Origin of the sequence: Pseudomonas sp. HMWF021 (genome assembly GCF_003061005.1) — a bacterium.
Taxonomy (GTDB): Bacteria; Pseudomonadota; Gammaproteobacteria; order Pseudomonadales; family Pseudomonadaceae; genus Aquipseudomonas.
On the sequence record NZ_QAIK01000195.1, the window covers coordinates 1 to 4,006 of the forward strand.

At 63.9% G+C, this 4,006-nt stretch carries 4 protein-coding genes and 1 pseudogene; all 5 read right to left on the reverse strand.

Going from position 1 to position 4,006, the window contains the following annotated elements; genetic code table 11:
- Positions 1-430 (reverse strand): excinuclease (locus DBR18_RS27785; RefSeq protein ID WP_108592739.1); only part of this gene is annotated, 430 nt, incomplete at its 3' end.
- 29 nt (positions 431-459) lie between these two features.
- Positions 460-1,686, reverse strand: coding sequence for a beta-ketoacyl-ACP synthase (locus DBR18_RS27790; RefSeq protein WP_108592740.1), 1,227 nt, complete (start codon positions 1,684-1,686; stop codon positions 460-462).
- A complete protein-coding gene (fabG, locus tag DBR18_RS27795) occupies positions 1,686-2,414 on the reverse strand; it encodes a 3-oxoacyl-ACP reductase FabG (protein WP_108592741.1) in 729 nt (242 codons plus the stop codon). The genes DBR18_RS27790 and fabG overlap by 1 nt, the downstream gene beginning before the upstream one ends.
- Entirely contained in the window at positions 2,407-2,871 is a 465-nt protein-coding gene (locus tag DBR18_RS27800; RefSeq protein ID WP_108592742.1) for a hotdog family protein, read from the reverse strand. The genes fabG and DBR18_RS27800 overlap by 8 nt, the downstream gene beginning before the upstream one ends.
- Positions 2,868-4,006: pseudogene (locus DBR18_RS27805) on the reverse strand (beta-ketoacyl-[acyl-carrier-protein] synthase family protein); the annotation flags it as partial. The gene DBR18_RS27800 and the pseudogene DBR18_RS27805, both read right to left, overlap by 4 nt.

Genomic DNA, 4,006 nt, shown 5'->3' on the forward strand with positions numbered 1-4,006 from the left:
CCAGATCACCCTTCAACGCAACACCGGCCATGATCGCGCCGGCGTGGCATTCGTAATTCTTCGTGTCTTTGTGCTCGTTGCTCTTGTAGAAGCTGACGATGTTGGTCACGGCGTTGGCGCCGGCGCTTTTGGCGGCCTGGTGCAGGCTGATGATGGCCGATTGCACGACCCATTCGCAGGCTTCCTGGTCGGTCTTGTTGAAGGCGTTGGTTTTTTTGTTGGTCACGGCGCCGCTGCTCAGAACGGTGACTTTACCGGACGGGGTGGTGCCGGCCAGGTAGAACTTTACGCTGCCGTCGATCTTGCCGCTGCGGGTGGCTTCGGCAACCGCTTTGTCGAACGGCAACATGACCTGTGTATCCCGGGCCTGGCTGACTGCCGGCAGGGCGCAGAGCAGCAGGGTGGTGATGGCGAGTTTGTTGAAACGCATGGGGGTCTCCTTGACCTGGATTGATTCGGTTACGGCCAGCGGCGGAAGATCAGCGAGGTGTTGACGCCACCAAAAGCGAAATTGTTGTTCATCACGTACTCGTGGTGCATCTGGCGGAACTCGCCGCGCAGGTAGTCGAGCTTGCCGCAGTGTGGGTCGACTTCATCGAGGTTGAGCGTGTGCACGTACAGGTCGCGATTGAGCATTTCGATGCTGAACCACGACTCCAGCGCACCGCAGGCCCCGAGTGTGTGACCGAGGAAACTCTTCTGCGAGCTGATCGGCATGTGCTCACCGAACAGGCTGCTGGTCGCCAGTGTCTCGGCAATGTCGCCCTGTTCTGTCGCGGTGCCGTGACCATTGACGTAACCGATGGCATTCGGCGTCAGTCCGGCGTCTTCCAGCGCCAATTCCATCGCGCGGCGCATGGTGATCTGCTCCGGGCGGGTGGTGTGCTGGCCGTCGGCGTTGCTGCCGAAACCGACGATCTCGGCGTGAATCCGCGCCCCGCGAGCCAGCGCATGCTCCAGCTCTTCGAGCACCAGCATGCCGCCACCTTCGCCGATCACCAGACCGTCGCGGCCCTTGTCGTACGGGCGTGGGCTGGTCTGTGGCGCATCGTTTTTCAGGCTGGTGGCGTAGAGCGCGTCGAACACCATGGCTTCGGTCGGGCACAACTCTTCGGCACCGCCGGCAAGCATCAACGGCAGGCGTCCGAACTTGATCGCTTCATAGGCGTAGCCGATGCCCTGACTGCCGCTGGTGCAGGCGCTGGACGTCGGGATCAGGCGCCCGGTGAGGCCGAAGAAGATGCTGATGTTGGCCGCGGTGGTGTGCGGCATCATCCGCACGTAGGAGTTGGCGTTGAGGCCTTCGGCCACCGAGTTCAGCAGCATGTTGCCGAACGCTTTGATCTCGTCGGTGCTGCCGGTGGACGAACCGCAGGCCACACCCATGCGCCCGTCCTTGATGGTTTCGTCGCCGAGCAGGCCGGCGTCGGCCAGCGCCTGTTCCGCCGCGCCCACCGCCAGCCGTGACACCCGGCCCATGCTGCGCAGTTGCTTGCGGGTCCAGTGCGACGGCACGACAAAATCGTCGATCGGCCCGGCGAGACGGGTGTTGAGTTCGCTGAAGCGGTCCCACTCGTCCATGCGGCGGATGCCGCTGCGGTTGGCCGCAAAGTTGCCGGCGATGGTCTGCCAGTCGCTGCCCAGCGAAGTGATGCCGGCCATGCCGGTGACGACGACGCGCTTCATCAGCACAAGCCTCCGTTGACCGCCAGGACCTGGCGGGTGATGTACGAGGCTTCCGCCGACATCAGGAAATTCACCGCACCAGCGACCTCTTCCGGGGTGCCCATGCGTTGTGCGGGGATCATTTTCATCAGTTCTTCCACCGGCACGTTTTCATCCAGCATCGCCGTGTCGATCAGGCCCGGCGCGACGCAGTTAACCGTGATTTTGCGTTTGCCCAGTTCGATCGCCAACGCCTTCGCAGCGCCAATCACCCCGGCCTTGGAGGCGCTGTAGTTGACCTGACCCCGGTTGCCGATCAAACCCGACACCGAAGTGATGCAGACGATCCGACCGGCGGCGCGACGGCGGATCATCGGCATCATCACCGGGTGCAGGACGTTGTAGAAACCATCGAGGTTGGTGCGCAGCACCACGTCCCAATCGTCATCGCTCAGCGCGGGGAAGGCGCCGTCGCGGGTCAGCCCGGCGTTGAGTACCACGCCGTAATAGGCGCCGTGGGTTTCGACGTCGGCTTCAAGGATGGTTTTGCAGGTTTCGCGGTCGGCGACGTCGAATTGCAGGATACGCGCGTTGCGGCCCAGTGCTTCGATTTCGGCTTTCACGGCCTGGGCTTCAGCTATGCCGCTGCGGCAATGCAGGACGATGTCGTGCCCGGCCTGTGCCAGACGCAAGGCAATGGCGCGGCCGATGCCACGGCTGGAGCCGGTGACCAGTACGGATTCAGTCATCGTTCGACTCCCGGTTTTGTTCAAGATATTGGCTGGGCTGCGGCGGGCGGAACACGTTCAGGCGTGCACTGGCCTCGATGCCGGGCCCGTGGATGTGGCATTCGAACACGCCCATGCCGTTGTCGTCTTCCAGCGAGCGGATGCCGTGAATGGTCAGTTCGCTACCGGCCGCAAACGCGTCGACGTTGCATTCGAACTTGCGTGTGCCGAGGAGGAAACCCAGCTCCACCGGGTTGCCCTTCTGCCGCGCATGGCAACCGGCGAACGCGGCAACGCTTTGCGCCATCAGCTCGATGCCGACCCACGCCGGCAGGCTGCCGTCGGGCAGGTTGAACAAGCCGTCGGGCTTGACGGTGAGGCGGGTGTGGATTTGTTCGTCGTCGAAACTGAGGATGCGGTCGATCAGAATCATGTCGCCAGCGTGGGGCAGCAGTTCGGCGAGCGGCCAGTCGTTCATGGTGCGTCTCCGATAATCAGGCTGACGTTGTTGCCGCCGAAGGCAAACGAGTTGCTCATCAGGTAGCGGGGTGCAATGGACGACAGGCGTGTGCTTGCAGTCACCCAGTTCAGCGCCGGCAAGTCAGGGTCGGGCTGAGCGTCCCAGACGTGCGGCGGCAAGGCTTGCTGCGGGTTGTCGGCGCTCAGGCTCAGCCAGCAGAACGCTGCTTCCAGCGCGCCGGCCGCGCCGAGGGTGTGGCCGGTCATCGGCTTGGTCGACGAGCAGGCCACGCCGCCCGGGAACAGCGTGGCGACCGCCAGGCTTTCCATCGCATCGTTGTGCTGGGTCGCGGTGCCGTGCAGGTTCAGGTAATTGATTTGTTCAGGTTGCAACTGTGCGCGGTGCAAGGCTTTCTGCATCGCTTGCAGGGCGCCGCGGCCGCTCGGTTCCGGGGCGGAAATGTGGTGCGCGTCGGAGCTTGCGCCGCTGCCGAGCAGGGCGATGGCCGTGCCGTCGCCGCGCTGCTTGCTCATCAGGAACAGCACCGCCGCTTCGCCAATGTTGATGCCATTGCGGTTGGCCGAAAAAGGATTGCAGCGCTCGTCGGACACGGCCTCCAGTGAGGTGAAACCGTTGAGTGTCAGTTTGCACAGGCTGTCGACGCCGCCGCACAACACCGCATCGCACAGGCCCAGATCGAGCAGCCGCTGGGCGCTCATCAACGCCCGAGCGCTAGAGGTGCAGGCGGTGGAGATCACGTAGGCCGGGCCGCTCAATTGCAGCCAGTCGGCAAGAAAGTTCGCCGGCGCGCCGAGTTCCTGTTGCCGGTAGTCGTACTCGGTGGGGAACTGCTGCTCGCGAAGATAGTGCGCCAGACCACGGCTGGCCTCGTCGATTCCCGAAGTGCTGGTGCCGAGCACCACGCCGATACGCTCGCGACCGTAGGTCTGAATGGCCCGGTCGATGTCCTCGCGAATTTGCAGCGCGGCTTCCAGCAGCAGTTGGTTGTTGCGGCTGCTCTGCTCGGCCAGTTCGGCGGGAATCGCCGCCAGCTCACCGTGCACCGCCGCCACCGGCAGTTCGCGCCCGGCCACCCAGCCGGACTCGCGGCGCATGCCCGAGCAGTCACCGGCAAACAGGTTGTGTGCAATCT

Excerpts from the sequence above, each read along its gene's own strand:
- DBR18_RS27790 (WP_108592740.1), bottom strand. The coding sequence starts at position 1,686 with ATGAAGCGCGTCGTCGTCACCGGCATGGCCGGCATCACTTCGCTGGGC.
- fabG (WP_108592741.1), bottom strand. The coding sequence starts at position 2,414 with ATGACTGAATCCGTACTGGTCACCGGCTCCAGCCGTGGCATCGGCCGC.
- DBR18_RS27800 (WP_108592742.1), bottom strand. The coding sequence starts at position 2,871 with ATGAACGACTGGCCGCTCGCCGAACTGCTGCCCCACGCTGGCGACATG.